Here is a 13,790-nt window from a genome sequence, read left to right as displayed (position 1 = left end):
ACCTCATTTCAGTACAGCTACACTTTGATTATTAAACAAAATAGTATTAACAAAATAACGGTCACCGTCCATTTGGTGGTCATTTTGCTTCACTGGCTTATCTTCGCCTCGATCAGCTGCCTTTTCATCCCAGATGTAAGAAGAAAACTCCCTGAATGTTTCTTTGCAACAATCGTTGTATTTAATTAATGTATTATTGAGAGCGTTGCTGACATTTCTTATCCCGTCTATTACTTCATTTTTCGCCTTAATAACTTTGAAGCGATTCTTTTTTAGCAAGGCAATAAACGATGCAGCTGACGGATCCACGATGACACCCTTAAAATCATTAACACCCTCAAGGAATTTCTGTAAATCTTCCAGGTATTCTTGATCTGTCTTTTGCTTACTTTTCTGGCGGCCGTCATAGTGATATTCCTTCACTTTGTACCAAATTCCATCACAAAAACCCCACAAGCCAAAGGTAGTAGGGTTTTGAGTACCATAGTCAATGCTGACATAGTGTTTTGTGTACCGTCTTTGTTCAGTAGTAACAACATGCTTGTCCTTATCGAACATGTCATAGATAATGCCCTCAGCAAGCACCCACAGACCTAAAATGAAGCGCTGATAGAAAATCCCCTTATACATTCGCTTATAGCGTTCTTTGGTCTTCTCAGTAAGCGAGAGGTTATCATCCATTGTGAAATGGATATGCAGCATGTTCTTTTCTTTCAACTGATCAAGGTATTCCACTTTGAACCAGTGATAAGGTCCAGCGGGGTTACAGTTAAACCAAAACTTTGCACCATCAATAGAACAACGGGCTGTTGCTTGGTTTACGAATGACTGAGGCATTAAGGCCACTTCATCAAAGAACATTCCAGCAAGTGTGATACCTTGAATTAAGTCCTGGGAGCCCTCATCTTTTCCACCGAAAATATAAAAGTAATTAGTTTTCCCTTTATAGGTGACGGTTAAAAAGTTATCTGCCCGATGGTCTTTTACCTTGTATCCTCTTGCCTTTAGCATTCTTTTTAAAGGTGTAATAACGTTCCTTCTAAAAGAGCCAATTGTTTTGCCGGCCATTCCAAGGTTAACCTCATTAAAGGTATCCATTCCCCACATTACATAGGAAAGAGACATGACAACAGTTTTCCCAGCTCGGACGGATCCATCACATATGATTCCATCTTTATCTTTCACTGGTGAACCTTTTCGCCACCAGGTCAATACTTGTTTTTGTTTAAAGGAAAATGGTCTGAATTTAAAAGGTGCTGGCTTCTTTTTCTTTGGTCCATTAGTTAAAAAGGAGAATCCCTTAACTATCTTCTTCGGTTGAGTCGCTAACATCAGCCCACACCTCCGAAGTAGTTGCATTTAAAGCATCTTCAAAACCATCATCTTCGAACTCCTCAGGATCCTCAGAGCCAAATACTTTGTGATGTTCAATTTTAAGTTTCTCTTCCTCCACTTGACGTTTGAATTTGTCAGGGAATAAGTCAAAGTATAAAGATAGCTTTTCAAGGGCCTTCATCTTGTCAGCAAGCTTGATTGACACACCGTCTTTACCTTTTTTGACCTCTGTTATTAGGCTGCCGTCAACCTCTTCATGGTTTTTGAGATTAACAAAGCTATAAACATATGTTACAGCATCGCCATTTTCATCGACTAACGGTTCACCATTATGATCTAGTTCTGACATCTCTTTTTGACCAAATTCAACATAGTCTGTTATGTCCGCAAAAGCGATATCAATGTACTTTTGAAGTACGTCTTTTCCTTCTAGAAAAAGCGTCTGTTGTTGTTCCGCTTTCAAGCGTTCAACTTCTTTTTTCACGGCAACATTTTGCAACAGTTTATGTCCATGTGCTTTGGCAGAAAGATAACTACATCCATATGCTTTCTGATAAGCCTTAGTAGCATTAAAATACTTGATATAATAAAGGCAGAAGTCCTTCTGTTTATCATTTAAATCATCGTTCTCAATCACCGGTTCAATGGTTGCAACCTTTTTTATTTTGGTTGCATCCTTTTTAGGTGAACCCCTTGACCATCCTTCACGGCTTTTACGGCTCTTTAAGGTCCCCAACTTTACTCCGTGTATTTCAGCTAATGCAGCTAAAGTAATTTTCGAGGATTCAAACTCTTTTCTAATTTCATCCCAATTAGGCATGTCACATCACCTGCCCACCTCCGGTAATTTTAGCTGTTTTGGACAAAAGAAAAAGCACTCCCGAAGGAACGCTTACAGTCTATCAGCTTCTTTTAGATATTCTTCGAAATATTTATCAATATTTTTACTAGAATACCATCTACTAATAGATATCAAAATAAATAGAAAAAATGTAACAAAAAAATAAACACAGGCCCACCATTCCCTGTATAGATGTTCGATAGTCATTACTCCCAAAATTACAATTGAAGCAATTAAAAGACTAATCATAACACCACCAAGTTCATGTTTCCTAGAAAGTAAATATCGATACCTTTCCTTTTTCATTTTAGCAACTTCTAAAGATTCCGGAGTTTCACTATTATAAAAAATTTTTTCTACTTTTAATTCTTGCCTAAAATAGTCGTACCATCCATCTTGCCTCTTTATTTTCATTGAAAACCTGAGCTTCCTTATAACCCAAAACAATGAATGGTGAATCTGGTTAAGCATATATCCTAAAGGAACGCCTATAACAGTTAAGTATGCTCCTATTGCTAAAAAGCTTATTGTATCTGCAATTTTTGCTATATTTGCTTGATAAATAACAAACAAAAACGGACCAAGAACCATCATCAAAATCCATCCAGGGATTCCCCATCTAATTAGATATTTCGTTTCAAAGTTCACCTCTAACTTCTACCCCCTCCTTCCTAACCCAATTCGACAAAAGGAGATATTTTCCTGCAACTTTTATCCTATTTTCTCCTAATCGCTCCTCGAACTCGCCTGTAAGTTGGCTGATTAGTGCCCATCAATTCAGCTAGATCACGTTCAGATAATTTTTCAATTGATTTATTTTTTGAGGATTTATCTTTATTCTTGAGGTTATTCTTTTGATGTATTTCTACAGAAGAAAGATGATCAATATTTTTCATATCATCACCTAATTTTCGGAAAATAAAAAAGACGCCACCGAAAGGTGACGCCAATGCACTACATAGCAGAACGGCCGAGAAGGGAATCTGCCGCGCCGTCCTGCCTCCCATTTTACCCTGCGATTTTTTCTCCTTGCAAAAGTTTGGAAAAAGTCGTATTTGAGCCGATTTGCGCCTTTATGTCAGAACGTAATTTATCAACTGAATCACGTGATATTTCTAAGTGGATTGCTATTTCCTGTCTTGTCATTCCACTAAGCATGCAATCATATACAATCTTAAGGATTTCTTTATCTAAATAATCACCGGCACTTTCGATAGCAAACACTCGCCTTTGATACTCTTCCAATCTAGCAATTTGCTTCTGTTCACGAATATCTAAATCTCTTAATTCTGCTATGCTTTTGCCGCTGGATCCTTTAGGTAATGTTGATTCAATTCCATATTGAGCCACTCCCCAGGAACGCATAGGTAAAGACTGACCATATATTATTTTCTGGAGGCGTTCAATTTCACGTTTCATCATGCGGTAATCTCGAATTAATTCTGATACATTTATTAGCTTGGCGGCTTCTTTCACATAAAACACTCCTTATAAATAAAATAAAAAGGACACCAAACAAGCTTTATCAGCTCATTCGGTGTCCCTGCAGTTCTTGCTCAGGACAATATTTAGTTAGGCGCTCATTTCTTCATTTTCTAATCGCAGTTTATCGGCTAACATGGCAATAAACTCTGAGTTTGTTGGTTTACTAAGTATTTTCTGCATCATATCCGACTGATTAGGTTTATACCATGCTACTTCCACGGCATGCCTAATTGCCCGTTCCACCCGATTAGGGGTATCGTTGAACCTTCTTGCAATCTCTGGATATACAACCTTAGTGATACCGGCATTTAAAACATTATCTGTATACTCCAATTTAATTGCCTCTCTCAAATATCTGTATCCTTTGTGATGAACAGCAACCCGATGTTCTATTAGCATTTTAGATATCTGTCGGTCCAAAACATTTGAAACATTAACCTGTTCATTATTAATTTCAGTGATATCCTGAGTCTGCAAATTATTATCAATAGACTCTTTCTCCTGCCCATTAACGATTTCTTTTAACTCAGCAACTTCTTTTGTTAAAGCTCTAATTTCTTCGCACAAAATGTTCAAAACAGCACTTGTTTTATTCATTATTTATACCTTCCTTTTCACAGTCGTTTCTAATCTATCGACCTTTCCAGCAAGGGTAATAATCACAGTTTCACCGTATTCCGGGAGGTCATGTTCAATTAGCTTTCCGTTTTTTACAATGTATAATTTTTGATTATCTGTTAAATTTATCTCAGCAACATTTTTGTTCACACTGACCACTCCCATGGTATTATTGAGTTAGGTTGGCCGGGAGTGATCCTGGCTTTTTTTATTCTGCTTTATTCGCCCAACGTGATTCTGCAGCTTTTTTACCTCGCCATTCATAATCAATAAAATCAGTTCTTTTTGTTCTAGCCTTTTTTGTCGGCTTTATAGGATGCTTTTTTATATACTCTTGTCTTTCTTCCTCAGTCATGTACCAGACTTTTACTTCCCCAATAGCCATAACGTTTTCGGTCCTCCTTTCTCAACTGGCATAGCCGAACTGTGAATCAATCTTTAATTTTGATTTTTGCTTCGGCGTTGTCGATATACATTAATACTGTCCGTAAATCGGTTTCTCCGTTTTCTCTCATTCCTTGTACATCTTCATATAACTGTGTCAATACGTGTAACACATAATCTTTGTCAATTTTGTTCATTCTGTTTTTCCCCTTTCGTTTTTACTTCGCAATATCGTTCTGCTGAAGAGCATGACCGAACTGTGAACTACTTTTGATTGTGCATTTTAAATAAATGAGCAAATGCCCTTACATCCTTTTCGGTTATTCCTAAAGTGTGTTCAACCCCATCTATCTTGAAAAGTAACACGATTTCGCCTTTTTTATTTACGTCTAATTCGTACATAAAATTATTGGTATGCAATATTTCTCAGCTCCCTTTTTTACTTCGCAATTTGGGTCTTTTTCACTGTAAAATGCTTTGAAAAAATAACAGGTTTGAACATCCTATCCTCATGTTTACTCTTTATTTGTCGAGCGTTTACAGCACCGTCATATCTATTTTCTAATTTGTAAAACAAAGACTCTGGTTCATTTTCGATTGTAAATTCTTCATAGATATTTAAGTTTTTAAACTCCATAAAACACCCTCCTTTTAGTTCGCATTTTCGTTCAAATGTATATTAACCCTTCAATTGGGAATTGTATTGATAACGAGCAAGGCCGATCCTCCCCATAATTAACTACACACAAGATTCAGGACCTTGCTCGGTTCAATAAGCCATTTAAGATTATCTACACCAATCAGCACAACCTCTGCATCACTTCTGTTTTCTACGAATTCTTTATATATATCAAGGTCTTTAATGGTTGTTTGAAGCTTTTCCATTCCCTCGCTCCTTTAATTCACACGGGTTAAATGTTCTTTGCCATACGTTATAAAACCAAAAACCAAACGAAATTTGAAAGGTTATCATGATAAGGAAAATCACCATTTTTTCACAATCTCCTCACTTCACATTTTTGGTCTTTAACTCGTTCATTCTTTGTTCTAAAGGCTTAATGCAAACATGTTCATGTTCCTTGCCGCTTTCAATTGCGTAACCGCACTTTGTACACTGATAAATTGCCATTTGTAAACCTCCTCGCCGTAATGTGAACTACTCGTAATCTTTACATGACTCATCCACAGCCATGTTTTCATCTTTTAATTTGCACCTTATAAAGTGAGGATTTCCCCATTTATCAATCATGTTAAATTCAGAGAATTTACAAGTTAAACAAACATTGTCGTTTTCGATTTCTTCCAAAACACTCACTCCTTACTTCACAATTTCTTTCAAGATTTATATTTACTTGTTTTTAATAAATAATTATTTTATAATCTCTTATGAAGAGGTAAGCGCTTGTGGATCAAACGGGAGTACCCCGACCACAATTTGGCAAACCTCTTTTTTGTTTTTTCTCAGAACTGTTCATTTTAATCTTCTTCATTTTCTGCTTTTACTAAATCAACAGATTCTGAATAATAACCGTTAGATTCTCCTAGCCATCGAATTGTTACATAGCCCTTGATTGTTGCGAATTTATAAAATGTCCAAGTTTGTGTTCCCCATTCTGATTCACCTTCTTGGGAGATTTCTTCTGCCATAGTAATTGGCGAATTAATCAAATCATCTAAATCACCGATAATTTCTTCAATCTCAACAGACTCGCAACAATTTTGTTCATGATACATTTTATAAACATCGCCATCAGCCGTATGGAAAAGCAATTCTTCCTTGTCTTTGTTTTCGATTTTGCTTAATATCATACCCATTAACACATCTACATTTAGGTGTTTTCCGAACATTTTATTTTTCCCACCCTACTTAGTAATTAGGAAACACTATACAAATTGTGTTACTTAAACTCATAACCACCAGCCAGTCTTTGAATTAATACTCCATGCCTTTTAGTTAGTCTGCTCTCCTGGCGAATATCAGACTTTTTTACACCTTCCTCATAAACAACAATCACTTGAAGTAGCTCTCGATCGATGCTAGCCGCTTTCGTTTCGACAACTCTTCTTGCCATTCACCCAACCTCCACGAATTGACCATTTTCATATTTTAAAAGGGTAATAGACCCCACGTATTTGAATTCAAACAGCTTACGCTTGATAGCAAATTCCTTAGTTATAGCTCCTTTGATATCAATAACCTCTGTACTGCCGTTAAGTTTGATAACTTCAAAGTCTGCCACATATTCAATCGCTCTGAAGGATTTATCATTCTTTTTAAACCCTTCCTGGAGCAGAAACCTTGGCTGCAGTTTGAAATCCTTAATCTGTTTATTGTGCTTAAGCCATTTCAATTGGTTGTAATAAATGGCTTCCGCTTTTGAATCAAATGTAATTCCATCCACAACAGTTTTTTCATTTCGATACTTTGAGTTTTTCTTATTTTTCATCCTTCGATATTCCTTAGCAGACATTCTTTGCATTTGTTTCTAACTCCATCTTTAATTGATCTTCATCAGCACTATCTTTAAGCTTTTCAAGCTTTCTTTCGCAAACAGGCCCAATTCCTTTAGCAATACTTTTTTGACTCTTTAATGGGCGATTACATACTGGACAGTTCATCAGTTTACCTCCAGTAAATCAGGATTTTCATAAACGTTTCCGATGACTTCTGCAAATTGCGAGTATATTTTCACACCGCTACGCTGACTGACAAACTCACCATCTTCATAAAACTTCTTACACTTATTTAAGACAAATCCCTCAGAAGGACGATAGTGTACCACCCCAATAAAGTAACCGGCTTCATCAATTTCCCTTTCTACAAAACCTAGAGAAGCTGGATCGAAAATGTCTCTTCCAATCTCGTAATCTCGCCGGATAATATCTCCTTCAAAAATCTCCTTGCGGTTTTTGTCTCTTAGGCCTGTATACTGCAGCAATATACAATCATCTAATTCCGATTGATTGTGTTTAGAATGACATACCTTTCCGTGTTCCCAATCAATTAACCAAGCTGAATCCATGAAATTTTCTTCTTTATTCCAAACCCGAAACTTTATCTCCCTCATCAGTAGCCACTCTCTTGCCTTTGGTGGTTCACCTTGTTTTTTTCGAAGTATGCTTGTTCAATCTGTTCCGGAGTGAAGCCGAACCCGTTGACACCAAGATTTAAAAATAAAATCCAAGCCATTCGGAAGAAATAAGCATTTGCTTGAAACTCAAGAATTTTTTTGTCCTCTGGGTATTTTTCAAAATAACATTTGTTCAAGAAGTAAAGCATCTCCAAATACCATCCTGTTAAATCATCATCGAAATACTCTTTATCTAATTGATCTTCGTGAATATATAGTTCTCCGTCCCATCCCTTTTGATTAGCGATTGAAAGGAAGAAATGAACACCATCTGCAAATTCTTCAAGTAGTGGATTGTGGAATTGAACACCGCACCCATCACACTCATCGCAAAAAATTCTCCCTCTCAACGGTGCTTGCATGTTCAACATGCCCTGCCCTCCACACTTTTCACATACATCATCTGGATTAGGAACAAAAGTCCTCGGTTCTTGATCATCACTCCAATGTTTGAACCATCTACCTTCCTGGGCAAACTCTGCTAGCTCCACCTGCAAGGCTAAAACGGTATTCGGGAATAGATCCCGTCTTTCTAACCCCTTTTCTTTGATTATCCGATCATCTAAGACCTTTTGAGCTTCTAACATTTTTTCAAGATTCATAACGCATCCTCCTATCCAATTCACCAAGAGCAGCTGCTCTGAATTTGGTATATCTGCTTATGTACAGTAGCTGCCCTAGGCTTGCTTTACTAAAGTCCAAGTAGCATTCCTCCTGCCCTTTGTACGATTCTTTCCTCTCTTGCAAGGTGGATCAAAGATAGGATAATTTCGTCCGGATCCCGATCGAAGTAATCAGCGATATACATAACGCTCAATCCTTCATTCCACATGCAAGCAATATCGAATAATTCCTCTTCATCCCAAATGAAATCTAAATCCTCACAAACAACAATTCTATTTTTCCGCGGGTTCCTTAAGATTTCCTGATTCCTACCCATTACTCAGGCTCCTGAAAGTACTCAATACCAAATACCTCTTTGATCTTTTGTGCTGTTTTCGGACCAATACCAGGAGATTCTGAAAGGAGCTTAAACTTCTCGGCAACAAAATCAACCGTTTTCTGTATCCCAATGTTTTCGCCATGTATTAAACCCATTTGGTATCCCTCTTGCTTTCCTTTTTCAAAGGATTTTTGGATAACCGGATTCTTTGCCATTAAAACCACCCATTATTTTCATTGTCAGTATTGATTTGGCGAAAAGAAGCTAAGGATAACTCCATCTTTAATTCGCTGTAATCAAGCTCGTAAACAGAAATACCCTGCTTCGATTCTGTGATGCCAAGTTCAAGCAATCTATCCAGAAAAGCTTTTTTCATAAGCTCTTCTTTAACTTTTATCTTTTTCAATTCCTTCACAGAATCTTTTAGGATTCCCAATCAACTCACCTCTTTTTGGAGCTTCAAACGATCAAGTTCTGCCTTCCTTGCTGTCACCATTTGATAAAAAGCTTTAACCTTATTTTCATGGTTTGGATTAGGCCCGCAATTAGGGCAGCTATGGAAACTTGTGTAAAAGCTACCCTCGATACGGACAATACGGATTCCGTTGCAAATATTACACATTCTAAGCACCTACCAATCTATGATTTAGTATTTTGCGGTCACCTTTGATGACCACTGTATAGTCCTTGCACATTTGATAAATTCTAGTTCCCAATGCCTCGTCAATATCACAAAGCTCGTCCACTGTAAGTTCCGACGAAATGAGAATAGGCTTATGGTTTAAGTAACGATAATTTATCACCGCATAAGTTTGCTCTACTTGCCATTCCGTTGCCCTCGGTGTTCCCTTTACAGGCTTGAATAAGTCATCAATGAAAAGCACATCAATGGTTTTCATTCGTTCAAGCTTTTCTTCCAGTTTGTCAAAGTCGTCTTTTAGATCATTGAATCCCTCGACATAAGGGAAATATAGAACTGGAATGTGAAACCGATTAATTAAATTGTTTGATACAGCCGTTAGCAAATGCGTTTTACCTGCTCCTGGCTGGCCAAGTAGGGCAATGCTGTTGGCTCTTTCGTGCCTTATGGATTCAAATTCCTTTAGGTATGTCATGGCACAATCCCTAATATCCTGAATGATTTGGGGTTTCCCATCGGTGATAAAGTTTTTAAATCCGAGGCTACGAAACTCTTCGGTTATCTCACTTGCCTTCATGAGCTTCTGAGCCTTTCGCCATTCAACACACTCACATCTAACCCAAACCTCAGCACCATTTCGCACCTCAATATACCCCGTCCGGTCCTGGCACTTCGGGCACTGGAACTTTTTTTCGTCCAATCCATCCAACTTGTCCACCTGTGATTGAGTCTGCCTTTGCTGGCTCCTTTTTTGTAGCTCGGCCAGTACCTCGGCGATTGATCTTGTCGCCATTTTCCGGCAACCTCCTCTTTGCTAGTTTCTTAGCTTCATCCCTTGCTTTGACAGCTTCGTAGTGATCAAGAATATATTTTTCACAGTAGCTAAAAGCCTTTATGCTGCCGTTAGGATTTCGCTTGTTATAATCCTCAAAGCACTGTTCCAGCAATTTGATTATTTGTACGGGCGGCACCGCACGGGCGATAATCTGGGCGATTGCTTCATAGTCCTTTGTGTTAGGGTAAACAGGTTTCCCTTCTTGCATGGTCCTCAAATCGATGTATTTTTCAGCTACCAAATCTACAGGGTCAATTTCCTTAGTAGAATTAGTAGTAGTATTGTTTATCTTTGTAATATCTTTATTAGAGTGGACACTTTTGTCCACATGACTGGACATATCTGTCCACTCTGGACTGGACACTTTTGTCTCATCTCTGACAGACTGGACATTTTTGTCCACTCTCTCTTTTGTGTATTTTTTCGAATTTTTGACCGTCAAGATGTATCCATAAGGTGCTCTTGTAACTTTGATATACTCGTATTTTTCTAAATCATCTAGCCATCGTTGGACTGTTCGTTCACTAACTCCGAAAGGCTCAGCTAATTCGCTTCTGGTCATCGGCTTATTCCCCAATACAATGCCCCAGGCTACTCCATCCCGTTCAACCTCTTTGGTAGTGGAACTTATGCACCAGAGAAAAAGCCATATTGCTGATCCAATTTTTTTGTAATGTTGCGGCTCTAACAAACCTGAATACATTGGAAAGGGGTAACTTTCGGGCACTGACTCACCTACTTCCTAATACATAAGGCCATACCGTTTTTTATCTTTTTAACGGTATAATCCGGATACTTCCGCATATAATCTAGTACAAGCTTTTTTAAATGTTCTTTGTCCTTAGCCTGCTTGAAGATCCAAGCAGGCAGGACTACATTTGTTTTAAACTCAATCATTCAAAATCAATCTCTACCTGATTTGCTGCAGGCTTTTCTCCATCTGGTTCTTCATGAACCTCGTCAAATTGAGCATCAATGATATTTGAATTATCGTTCTCATTAGCATCGTCCGTAATATCCTTAACTTCGCGTTCCTGGTCCGTTTGCTCATCCTCAGTGAATGCTTTTTGCATTTCGATAGAAAGGATTCCCCACTTGCTAAGCATGTTCCGAATAACGGTCTTCATGGCCATTGCATCGTAATCAGATTTCCAAACGTTATTAAGGTCTTTTTTGTTTTTCATCTTATTATGTTTAATCCGATGAGCTTCAATTTGATCACGAGTCCAATAGACTGTTTTTTCGAATCCGTTAACCAATTTGAAATACCCGCAGTAACCGATGACCTTATCACTGGTAGCAGTATCTAAATCAAGTTCAATTTCTTCTGTAAGACGGTTCCACTTAACAAGTTCCCCTTCTCTTACCTCAATTACATTAATCGCCTTATATTGACCAGTTCTTAAAGCCAGCTGAATATACCCCTTGTAACCTAGTTGAAACTGTGCCGCCTTATATCCCTTTTTGCTATCGTAGAAAGGAACAATCCAGGCATACCCAAGGTTTTTATCAACTGGAAGGTCCAAGCTTGCCGCTACCATCGCACTTGATACAATCGACATCGGTTCAGCTGCTTGTATATTAGGATCTCCATTGTATAAATTTAGGATTGAAGCCATGAACTGAGGTGCTTTTTTATCAAGCACCTGTTCAAATTTTTTCTGCATTGTAGGGGTATTTAATAACCCTTTAAGACCTAGTGATTGTGCTGAAACTTGCTTTGTTGCCGATTCCTGTTTATTAGCTATTTGATTTTTTAATGCAGCGTTCGTTGCCATTAATTTTTAATCTCCTTTACAGCAAATTTTCTAAATGAAGTTTCTTTCAAGACTTCCTTGTAAATGTCCGGGAACTTTTCTTTTAAAGATTTTGTATCTACTCTTTGCTGTATTTGATTTTTCCAAGTGACTAGAAAACTATCAGTTAATCCGGTCTCAGCATCTTTCAATTCAGCTTTAATTTTGTTTTCAATTTCGGACTTTGCTGTTTTTAAGAGTTTTTCATCTTCTTTCACCTTTTCGTACTTAAAAAGAAGGTCTTTATACTCCCCAGGTAAAACAATTTCCTTATCTTTTTCAGCCCGGTCATATTTTTCTTTCAAATATTGTTCAGCTGCACTGGATCCATCTAATTCAGGAGAATGTCCTTGTTGCACGTTATATTTCCAGAAGTGTATTTCTGCATCAAATATCATTTTTATTAGTTCTTCATCACGTTCAATTTCTTTCCAGACAAAGCGGTTGCCGCCAATTAAAACTGCTATATAACCTTTTTCTTTTCCTGTAACTCCTAAATAATGCTGCACTTGTACTAAATAGGTTGCTGGGATCTCTTCCCCTTCCCATTCCTTAGCAAGATAGGCACTAGCTGTTTTGCATTCAAGAACCGCTGATTCGCCAACTACTAAGCGATCAACATTCGCTTTAATGAAATGATGTTCAGGATGACTGTACATAAAGTTGGTTCTGCGGACCTTCTTACCTGTCCGCTTTTCAAACTCCTTAGCCACAACATTTTCCATTTCATTTCCCCAGTAGATTGCTTCATTATCAATTTCCTGAGGTTGAACTTGTCCGGTTTTTTCAAGCCATAATTCAAACGCTGTACGGTATTTATTCAACCCAAGAATAACTCCTGCATCGCTCCCGCCAATCCCCTTAGCACGTTCCTGGAGCCATTCAAAACGGCTCATATCAATAGTGGAAATTGCATTGTTAATCGCCATACTTATCCTCCTTTACCGTAAAAAAAAGTTATGCTACAATGTCGGTAATTAAATATTTTTAAAACTATTTAACTCCTGGTGCTACAGGAGTTTTTTTATCCAGCAACTTTACACATTGAAGCGTTGGCAATGTACTGCTGACAACAATCTGAATCTTGATGAACCCAAACTCCATCAAAATCATAAATGTCGTCACCTTCAAAGATATCTTCATGACATCCCTCACATTCACCAACAATCTTTGGTTCTTTTTGATCATTCCAGAGACTATCAATGACCATTGGGTTTTCGACCAATGTTGAAACCTCCTTCCAATTTATTTATCAAAGTCCAAGGTGCATCATTTGCACCGTACCGACTAAGAAGATTGGGGGATGTGGTAGAGGTGTGCCTTCCTAGTCAGTACGGCAAAAACGATTGCCGCCCTATCGTATAAGTGATAGAATGATGTTAGATTATATTGTTGATTCTGGGCAGTGAGCTTTGCGAGAGCTTACTGCTTTTTCTTTTTCGCATTAAAATCTCCATAAACAACACCTACAGCAAAAGTAAAAAGTGGCATTAGCATCATCGCGGCTATGTACCCTAGATCCATGTGATCAATCCTCCAATTAGTTTTGTAAGTGTTTGGACAACTGTTGTAACATCAACCCCGCATACCAAGGCGATTAGAGCTTCGTGTGCTTGAGTAGCCTGAAACCACCTAATCATGTCAGCTGCCTTTAATTCCAATCTGTCATTTTCTAAGCGAGATACAGCACTTCTTGAAAGGTATATCTTTTCAGCCAATTCCTCTTGACTCATTCCAGCATCTATCCTTGTTCTGCGGAGTATTTGACCTAACTGCATCGGT

26 protein-coding genes and 2 pseudogenes are annotated in these 13,790 nt (G+C 37.9%); all 28 read right to left on the bottom strand.

The window, feature by feature from the left end:
* Positions 1-3 precede the first annotated feature (3 nt).
* The 28 genes and pseudogenes from AC1Q59_RS20365 to AC1Q59_RS20230 all read right to left on the bottom strand — a co-directional run bounded on the left by AC1Q59_RS20365 (position 4) and on the right by AC1Q59_RS20230 (position 13,786).
* A complete protein-coding gene (locus AC1Q59_RS20365) occupies positions 4-1,332 on the bottom strand; it encodes a PBSX family phage terminase large subunit (RefSeq protein ID WP_492367694.1) in 1,329 nt (442 codons plus the stop codon).
* Positions 1,301-2,155, bottom strand: a complete 855-nt coding sequence (locus AC1Q59_RS20360) for a terminase small subunit (protein ID WP_492367693.1) — start codon at positions 2,153-2,155, stop codon at positions 1,301-1,303. The genes AC1Q59_RS20365 and AC1Q59_RS20360 overlap by 32 nt, the downstream gene beginning before the upstream one ends.
* Before the next feature lie 72 nt (positions 2,156-2,227).
* A complete protein-coding gene (locus AC1Q59_RS20355) occupies positions 2,228-2,824 on the bottom strand; it encodes a BA5345 family protein (RefSeq protein ID WP_492367692.1) in 597 nt (198 codons plus the stop codon).
* A gap of 68 nt (positions 2,825-2,892) precedes the next feature.
* Positions 2,893-3,072 (bottom strand): hypothetical protein, encoded by a 180-nt coding sequence (locus tag AC1Q59_RS20350; protein ID WP_492367691.1) that lies wholly within the window; start codon positions 3,070-3,072, stop codon positions 2,893-2,895.
* A gap of 112 nt (positions 3,073-3,184) precedes the next feature.
* Positions 3,185-3,652, bottom strand: a complete 468-nt coding sequence (locus tag AC1Q59_RS20345) for a sigma-70 family RNA polymerase sigma factor (protein WP_492367690.1) — start codon at positions 3,650-3,652, stop codon at positions 3,185-3,187.
* A 96-nt stretch (positions 3,653-3,748) separates the two neighbouring features.
* Positions 3,749-4,258 (bottom strand): sporulation initiation factor Spo0A C-terminal domain-containing protein, encoded by a 510-nt coding sequence (locus tag AC1Q59_RS20340; RefSeq protein ID WP_492367689.1) that lies wholly within the window; start codon positions 4,256-4,258, stop codon positions 3,749-3,751.
* Positions 4,259-4,261: 3 nt separating this feature from the next.
* A complete protein-coding gene (locus AC1Q59_RS20335; RefSeq protein ID WP_492367688.1) occupies positions 4,262-4,429 on the bottom strand; it encodes an XtrA/YqaO family protein in 168 nt (55 codons plus the stop codon).
* A gap of 58 nt (positions 4,430-4,487) precedes the next feature.
* On the bottom strand, positions 4,488-4,664 hold the full coding sequence (locus tag AC1Q59_RS20330; RefSeq protein ID WP_492367687.1) for a hypothetical protein: 177 nt from the start codon (positions 4,662-4,664) through the stop codon (positions 4,488-4,490).
* Between the two features lie 46 nt (positions 4,665-4,710).
* Positions 4,711-4,860 carry a hypothetical protein gene (locus AC1Q59_RS20325; RefSeq protein WP_492367686.1) on the bottom strand — a complete coding sequence of 50 codons (150 nt, stop codon included), beginning with the start codon at positions 4,858-4,860 and terminating at the stop codon, positions 4,711-4,713.
* Between the two features lie 242 nt (positions 4,861-5,102).
* A complete protein-coding gene (locus AC1Q59_RS20320; protein ID WP_492367685.1) occupies positions 5,103-5,300 on the bottom strand; it encodes a hypothetical protein in 198 nt (65 codons plus the stop codon).
* A gap of 98 nt (positions 5,301-5,398) precedes the next feature.
* Positions 5,399-5,548 carry a hypothetical protein gene (locus AC1Q59_RS20315; RefSeq protein ID WP_492367684.1) on the bottom strand — a complete coding sequence of 50 codons (150 nt, stop codon included), beginning with the start codon at positions 5,546-5,548 and terminating at the stop codon, positions 5,399-5,401.
* Between the two features lie 121 nt (positions 5,549-5,669).
* A complete protein-coding gene (locus tag AC1Q59_RS20310; RefSeq protein ID WP_492367683.1) occupies positions 5,670-5,792 on the bottom strand; it encodes a hypothetical protein in 123 nt (40 codons plus the stop codon).
* A 27-nt stretch (positions 5,793-5,819) separates the two neighbouring features.
* Positions 5,820-5,969 (bottom strand): hypothetical protein, encoded by a 150-nt coding sequence (locus AC1Q59_RS20305; protein WP_492367682.1) that lies wholly within the window; start codon positions 5,967-5,969, stop codon positions 5,820-5,822.
* A 170-nt stretch (positions 5,970-6,139) separates the two neighbouring features.
* Positions 6,140-6,511 carry a DUF7448 domain-containing protein gene (locus AC1Q59_RS20300; protein ID WP_492367681.1) on the bottom strand — a complete coding sequence of 124 codons (372 nt, stop codon included), beginning with the start codon at positions 6,509-6,511 and terminating at the stop codon, positions 6,140-6,142.
* Positions 6,512-6,561: 50 nt separating this feature from the next.
* Positions 6,562-6,735 (bottom strand): hypothetical protein, encoded by a 174-nt coding sequence (locus AC1Q59_RS20295; RefSeq protein ID WP_492367680.1) that lies wholly within the window; start codon positions 6,733-6,735, stop codon positions 6,562-6,564.
* A gap of 6 nt (positions 6,736-6,741) precedes the next feature.
* Positions 6,742-7,110, bottom strand: a pseudogene (locus tag AC1Q59_RS20290) (DUF1064 domain-containing protein); the annotation flags it as partial.
* Positions 7,111-7,123: 13 nt separating this feature from the next.
* A complete protein-coding gene (locus tag AC1Q59_RS20285; protein WP_492367679.1) occupies positions 7,124-7,282 on the bottom strand; it encodes a DUF6011 domain-containing protein in 159 nt (52 codons plus the stop codon).
* Positions 7,282-7,731, bottom strand: coding sequence for a YopX family protein (locus AC1Q59_RS20280; protein ID WP_492367678.1), 450 nt, complete (start codon positions 7,729-7,731; stop codon positions 7,282-7,284). Before AC1Q59_RS20280 ends, AC1Q59_RS20285 begins: the two co-directional genes overlap by 1 nt.
* A complete protein-coding gene (locus AC1Q59_RS20275) occupies positions 7,731-8,396 on the bottom strand; it encodes a dUTP diphosphatase (RefSeq protein ID WP_492367677.1) in 666 nt (221 codons plus the stop codon). Before AC1Q59_RS20275 ends, AC1Q59_RS20280 begins: the two co-directional genes overlap by 1 nt.
* Before the next feature lie 89 nt (positions 8,397-8,485).
* A complete protein-coding gene (locus AC1Q59_RS20270) occupies positions 8,486-8,734 on the bottom strand; it encodes a hypothetical protein (RefSeq protein ID WP_492367676.1) in 249 nt (82 codons plus the stop codon).
* Entirely contained in the window at positions 8,734-8,952 is a 219-nt protein-coding gene (locus AC1Q59_RS20265) for a hypothetical protein (protein WP_492367675.1), read from the bottom strand. The genes AC1Q59_RS20270 and AC1Q59_RS20265 overlap by 1 nt, the downstream gene beginning before the upstream one ends.
* On the bottom strand, positions 8,952-9,173 hold the full coding sequence (locus AC1Q59_RS20260; RefSeq protein WP_492367674.1) for a hypothetical protein: 222 nt from the start codon (positions 9,171-9,173) through the stop codon (positions 8,952-8,954). Before AC1Q59_RS20260 ends, AC1Q59_RS20265 begins: the two co-directional genes overlap by 1 nt.
* A 187-nt stretch (positions 9,174-9,360) precedes the next feature.
* Positions 9,361-10,170 (bottom strand): ATP-binding protein, encoded by an 810-nt coding sequence (locus AC1Q59_RS20255; protein ID WP_492367673.1) that lies wholly within the window; start codon positions 10,168-10,170, stop codon positions 9,361-9,363.
* Positions 10,061-10,915 (bottom strand): annotated as a pseudogene (locus AC1Q59_RS20250) (hypothetical protein); the annotation flags it as partial. The gene AC1Q59_RS20255 and the pseudogene AC1Q59_RS20250, both read right to left, overlap by 110 nt.
* 190 nt (positions 10,916-11,105) lie before the next feature.
* Entirely contained in the window at positions 11,106-11,990 is an 885-nt protein-coding gene (locus AC1Q59_RS20245) for a recombinase RecT (protein ID WP_492367672.1), read from the bottom strand.
* Positions 11,990-12,937 carry a YqaJ viral recombinase family nuclease gene (locus AC1Q59_RS20240; RefSeq protein WP_492367671.1) on the bottom strand — a complete coding sequence of 316 codons (948 nt, stop codon included), beginning with the start codon at positions 12,935-12,937 and terminating at the stop codon, positions 11,990-11,992. Before AC1Q59_RS20240 ends, AC1Q59_RS20245 begins: the two co-directional genes overlap by 1 nt.
* A gap of 95 nt (positions 12,938-13,032) precedes the next feature.
* The gene (locus tag AC1Q59_RS20235; protein WP_492367670.1) at positions 13,033-13,233 is read right to left on the bottom strand and encodes a hypothetical protein; all 201 of its coding nucleotides are present in this window, start codon (positions 13,231-13,233) and stop codon (positions 13,033-13,035) included.
* A 289-nt stretch (positions 13,234-13,522) separates the two neighbouring features.
* Positions 13,523-13,786 (bottom strand): helix-turn-helix domain-containing protein, encoded by a 264-nt coding sequence (locus AC1Q59_RS20230; protein WP_492367669.1) that lies wholly within the window; start codon positions 13,784-13,786, stop codon positions 13,523-13,525.
* Between the last annotated feature and the right edge of the window lie 4 nt (positions 13,787-13,790).

Source organism: Cytobacillus sp. MT66 (assembly GCF_058792595.1).
The sequence above is the reverse complement of the archived record's forward strand: the minus strand, read 5'-3'. Positions and strand labels throughout refer to the sequence as shown.

What these genes read in the sequence shown, in the direction of transcription:
- AC1Q59_RS20275 (WP_492367677.1), bottom strand. Translation starts at nt 8,396, where the DNA reads ATGAATCTTGAAAAAATGTTAGAAGCTCAAAAGGTCTTAGATGATCGG.
- AC1Q59_RS20295 (WP_492367680.1), bottom strand. Translation starts at nt 6,735, where the DNA reads ATGGCAAGAAGAGTTGTCGAAACGAAAGCGGCTAGCATCGATCGAGAG.
- AC1Q59_RS20265 (WP_492367675.1), bottom strand. Translation starts at nt 8,952, where the DNA reads ATGGCAAAGAATCCGGTTATCCAAAAATCCTTTGAAAAAGGAAAGCAA.
- AC1Q59_RS20240 (WP_492367671.1), bottom strand. Translation starts at nt 12,937, where the DNA reads ATGGCGATTAACAATGCAATTTCCACTATTGATATGAGCCGTTTTGAA.
- AC1Q59_RS20340 (WP_492367689.1), bottom strand. Translation starts at nt 4,258, where the DNA reads ATGAATAAAACAAGTGCTGTTTTGAACATTTTGTGCGAAGAAATTAGA.
- AC1Q59_RS20325 (WP_492367686.1), bottom strand. Translation starts at nt 4,860, where the DNA reads ATGAACAAAATTGACAAAGATTATGTGTTACACGTATTGACACAGTTA.
- AC1Q59_RS20300 (WP_492367681.1), bottom strand. Translation starts at nt 6,511, where the DNA reads ATGTTCGGAAAACACCTAAATGTAGATGTGTTAATGGGTATGATATTA.
- AC1Q59_RS20320 (WP_492367685.1), bottom strand. Translation starts at nt 5,300, where the DNA reads ATGGAGTTTAAAAACTTAAATATCTATGAAGAATTTACAATCGAAAAT.
- AC1Q59_RS20350 (WP_492367691.1), bottom strand. Translation starts at nt 3,072, where the DNA reads ATGAAAAATATTGATCATCTTTCTTCTGTAGAAATACATCAAAAGAAT.
- AC1Q59_RS20255 (WP_492367673.1), bottom strand. Translation starts at nt 10,170, where the DNA reads ATGGCGACAAGATCAATCGCCGAGGTACTGGCCGAGCTACAAAAAAGG.
- AC1Q59_RS20365 (WP_492367694.1), bottom strand. Translation starts at nt 1,332, where the DNA reads ATGTTAGCGACTCAACCGAAGAAGATAGTTAAGGGATTCTCCTTTTTA.
- AC1Q59_RS20360 (WP_492367693.1), bottom strand. Translation starts at nt 2,155, where the DNA reads ATGCCTAATTGGGATGAAATTAGAAAAGAGTTTGAATCCTCGAAAATT.
- AC1Q59_RS20280 (WP_492367678.1), bottom strand. Translation starts at nt 7,731, where the DNA reads ATGAGGGAGATAAAGTTTCGGGTTTGGAATAAAGAAGAAAATTTCATG.
- AC1Q59_RS20310 (WP_492367683.1), bottom strand. Translation starts at nt 5,792, where the DNA reads ATGGCAATTTATCAGTGTACAAAGTGCGGTTACGCAATTGAAAGCGGC.
- AC1Q59_RS20330 (WP_492367687.1), bottom strand. Translation starts at nt 4,664, where the DNA reads ATGGCTATTGGGGAAGTAAAAGTCTGGTACATGACTGAGGAAGAAAGA.
- AC1Q59_RS20285 (WP_492367679.1), bottom strand. Translation starts at nt 7,282, where the DNA reads ATGAACTGTCCAGTATGTAATCGCCCATTAAAGAGTCAAAAAAGTATT.
- AC1Q59_RS20245 (WP_492367672.1), bottom strand. Translation starts at nt 11,990, where the DNA reads ATGGCAACGAACGCTGCATTAAAAAATCAAATAGCTAATAAACAGGAA.
- AC1Q59_RS20230 (WP_492367669.1), bottom strand. Translation starts at nt 13,786, where the DNA reads ATGCAGTTAGGTCAAATACTCCGCAGAACAAGGATAGATGCTGGAATG.
- AC1Q59_RS20270 (WP_492367676.1), bottom strand. Translation starts at nt 8,734, where the DNA reads ATGGGTAGGAATCAGGAAATCTTAAGGAACCCGCGGAAAAATAGAATT.
- AC1Q59_RS20315 (WP_492367684.1), bottom strand. Translation starts at nt 5,548, where the DNA reads ATGGAAAAGCTTCAAACAACCATTAAAGACCTTGATATATATAAAGAA.